4 protein-coding genes are annotated in these 2,563 nt (G+C 70.8%); all 4 read right to left on the bottom strand.

Going from position 1 to position 2,563, the window contains the following annotated elements; all coding sequences use genetic code 11:
• Window positions 1–202: 202 nt before the first annotated feature.
• The gene (locus JWQ91_RS01835; protein ID WP_297780015.1) at window positions 203–793 is read right to left on the bottom strand and encodes a nucleoside triphosphate pyrophosphatase; all 591 of its coding nucleotides are present in this window, start codon (window positions 791–793) and stop codon (window positions 203–205) included.
• Window positions 790–1,452, bottom strand: coding sequence for a hypothetical protein (locus JWQ91_RS01830; protein WP_297780013.1), 663 nt, complete (start codon window positions 1,450–1,452; stop codon window positions 790–792). The genes JWQ91_RS01835 and JWQ91_RS01830 overlap by 4 nt, the downstream gene beginning before the upstream one ends.
• A gap of 110 nt (window positions 1,453–1,562) precedes the next feature.
• Window positions 1,563–1,826: an acyl-CoA carboxylase epsilon subunit gene (locus JWQ91_RS01825; RefSeq protein ID WP_297780010.1), complete on the bottom strand. Its 264-nt coding sequence runs from the start codon at window positions 1,824–1,826 to the stop codon at window positions 1,563–1,565.
• The coding region (locus tag JWQ91_RS01820; protein ID WP_297780008.1) for a carboxyl transferase domain-containing protein at window positions 1,823–2,563 on the bottom strand (741 nt) is incomplete at its 5' end. The genes JWQ91_RS01825 and JWQ91_RS01820, both read right to left, overlap by 4 nt.

Genomic DNA, 2,563 nt, shown 5'->3' with positions numbered 1-2,563 from the left:
GCCGACTGGGTGCCTTGCAGGCTGACGATGCGACCGAGCCCGTAGGTGTCGTGCGAGACGCGTGCACCGACTTCGTACACCTCGTCAATGACCTCCGGACCGGCCTGGAAGGGACTGGATGCGTGGTAGCGGCGTCGCCGCGGTGAGGTTGCCATCGTCCACCCATTCTCGCACCTCTGGGGACGCGTGACCACCGAACCCCTCAGGACGGTCGGTTCCAGAGGTCCGTCCAGACGATCCCGAGGTCCCCGACAAGCACCCTCAGGAGCGGCAGCGAGAGCCCTACGACGTTGTGGTGATCCCCCTCGATCCCGCTGATGAACGCCCCGCCGAGCCCGTCGATCGTGAACGCCCCGGCCACGTGGAGCGGCTCGCCGGTCGCGACATACGCATCGATCTCGGCATCCGAGACGGCGGCGAAGTGGACGACGGTCGACGCGGTCTCGATGAACTCGCGGTCGCCGCGTCGCACGCAGTGCCCCGTGTGCAGGACACCGCTGCGGCCGCGCATGCGCCGCCACCGCCCGGCTGCCTCGGCGGGCCCGCCGGGCTTGCCGAAGATCTCGCCCTCGAAGGCCAGCACCGAGTCGCACCCGATGACCAGGGCATCGGCGTCGACCTGCGCGGCGACGGCGCGGCACTTGAGCTGGGCGAGCGCCGCGGCGAGGTTGCCGGCGTCGGTCGTGGTGATCTGGTCCTCGTCGACCCCGGACACGATGACCTCGGGCTCGATCCCGGCCGAGCGCAGCGTCATGAGGCGGGCGGGGGACTGGGAGGCCAGGACGACCCTCATCGCAGTGCCCCTTCGTCGTAGCGCTGGCGCACGACCTCGAGCCGGTCGTCCCGCAGGAGGTCGTCGATCAGGGCCTCGCTGCCGGCGACGCCTGTCCAGTGCTGATCGATGTTGGTCGTCACGAACCAGGCGTGATCGGCCGGCCACATCAGGTTGGGGCTGTTGATGTCGCGGGGCGCGCCGGAGCGGTACGTCGCGGCGCCCCACTGCCCCGCATCGCGGATCGAGCCGGCGAACAGGAAGTGGTCCAGGTCATGGAGCCGCAGCAGCGGGCCGGCCATGACACCGGCCGGAAAGGCGGGCGGCTCGGGGGGCGGGGGCTTCTCCCTGCCGAAGATCCGGCCCGGCCAGACCGGCGGCCCGCTGAACCTGCTGAGAAATCCGACTGCGTCCCCACCGTGGATCTGGCCGTAGCCCTCCCACAACCCGAAGAAGCAGTCGTCCGGCGACGTGGTGTGACGGGCCAGGTGCTCGCACAGGGCGGCCAGGAGGGTGTCGGACAGGTGCCCCTCGTCGCGGGTCCCGCCGATGTCCTCGTGGAGCACCCGGACGTACGACGCGAAGCCCGACGGTCCCAGCTGCGCGAGCAGCTGCGGCGACGCGTCGTCCCGCAGCAGCCACTCCGCGGGGCTCAGGTCGGCGAGGGGCCGCAGGGTCATCGGATCTCCCGGCGCCCAGGCGCCCCGCCCCAGGATGTTGCCGGACACGTCCTTTTCCAGGTGCTGAAGAAGTACCCAAGTGGCAACACGGTGGGGGCGGGGAGCATCGGTCAGCGGCCGAAGGTCGAGCGCCGCCACTGGTCGGGGCCGAACACGTGCGTCTGACGGACCTGGCGGGCGGGGTGGCCCCACTCGGACCGGAGGACGGGTGCTGCGGCTGCTGCCGCGTTGGCCGCCGCCGCGTTGCGGGCGGCGACGACCGCGACGAGGGCCGCGAGCTCCTCGGCCGTCAGGTCTCCCTTGACGACCCGCAGGACCGGCTTGTGCGCGACCGGCTCCGCGACCTCGTCCACGGACGTCTCGACGTCGCTCACAGCGGGATGTTCCCGTGCTTCTTGGGCGGCAGCGTCTCGCGCTTGGTCTTGAGCAGCCGCAGCGCCTTGACGACCTCGGCCCGGGTCTGGCTGGGCTCGATGACGGCGTCGACGTAGCCACGCTCGGCCGCGAGGTACGGGTTGCAGAGCGTGTCCTCGTACTCGGTCATGAGCTGGGCGCGCAGCGCCTCCGGGTCGTCGGAGGCGGCGAGCTCCTTGCGGTAGAGGATGCCGACCGCGCCGGACGCGCCGACCACGGCGATCTGCGCCGTCGGCCACGCGATGTTGACGTCGGCGCCGAGGTGCTTGGAGCCCATGACGTCGTACGCCCCGCCGTACGCCTTGCGGGTGATGATCGTGATGAGCGGGACGGTCGCCTCGGCGTACGCGTAGATCAGCTTGGCGCCGCGGCGGATGATGCCGTTCCACTCCTGGTCGGTGCCGGGCAGGAAGCCGGGCACGTCGACGAACGTCAGGACCGGGATGTTGAACGCGTCGCAGGTGCGGACGAAGCGCGCCGCCTTCTCCGAGGCGTCGATGTCCAGGCAGCCGGCGAGCTGCATCGGCTGGTTGGCCACGATGCCGACGCTGCGGCCCTCGACCCGGCCGTAGCCGATCAGCAGGTTGGGCGCGAACAGTGGCATGACCTCGAGGAAGTCACCGTCGTCGACGATCGACTCGATCACGGTGTGCATGTCGTACGGCTGGTTGGCCGAGTCCGGGATCAGGGTGTCGAG

The sequence above is a fragment of the Aeromicrobium sp. genome (assembly GCF_025965075.1).
GTDB lineage: Bacteria > Actinomycetota > Actinomycetes > Propionibacteriales > Nocardioidaceae > Aeromicrobium.
The sequence above is the reverse complement of the archived record's forward strand: the minus strand, read 5'-3'. Positions and strand labels throughout refer to the sequence as shown.

Excerpts from the sequence above, each read along its gene's own strand:
- JWQ91_RS01835 (WP_297780015.1), bottom strand. The coding sequence starts at position 793 with ATGAGGGTCGTCCTGGCCTCCCAGTCCCCCGCCCGCCTCATGACGCTG.
- JWQ91_RS01830 (WP_297780013.1), bottom strand. The coding sequence starts at position 1,452 with ATGACCCTGCGGCCCCTCGCCGACCTGAGCCCCGCGGAGTGGCTGCTG.